This window comes from Mesorhizobium sp. M2A.F.Ca.ET.042.01.1.1 (assembly GCF_003997405.1).
Lineage (GTDB): Bacteria > Pseudomonadota > Alphaproteobacteria > Rhizobiales > Rhizobiaceae > Mesorhizobium.
The window spans coordinates 1-472 of sequence record NZ_RZRX01000649.1; the positions used below are offsets into that span (position 1 = coordinate 1).

The 472-nt window shown below is 54.2% G+C and carries 1 pseudogene; it reads left to right on the top strand.

What is annotated here, in order from left to right:
* Positions 1–183 precede the first annotated feature (183 nt).
* A pseudogene (locus EOA23_RS36220) lies at positions 184–472 on the top strand (hypothetical protein); the annotation flags it as partial.

Genomic DNA, 472 nt, shown 5'->3' on the forward strand with positions numbered 1-472 from the left:
GGTCCACGACTGCGTCCGCCGCCTGCGCTTGTTCGTTGCTGCACCATAGTTCAACAGCCATCGTCCTGCTCCGAGTGATTCGCGGCCCGCCCCTCGCCCGTTGCATCGAATTGAGAAATACGTTGATCGGGAACGATGGCACGATAGGATACGAAACGAAGCGAAATCCGAGCCTGCAAGTTGTTGTTTAAGAATGGAAAGTTATTTCTTCCGCCACCGAGAGACGGGAGTGATCTCAAGGAATTATTCAAACGATTAGCAGCAGCAGGAGCTGGTCGGCCATTGGGCAAAGATGGGTTTCCTGCAGGCCCATGGACGCCCGAGCTTCTTGCAGAGGCGATTTCGCAGATCGATTCCAACCGGATCGGGGTCGATCTCAGAACAGTGCAGCTTTGGTTTCAAGACAACGACAAGGGAATTAGCGCTGCCAACATCCATTGGCTGGCGAGGGTTTTTGGCTGCGGTGATAAGG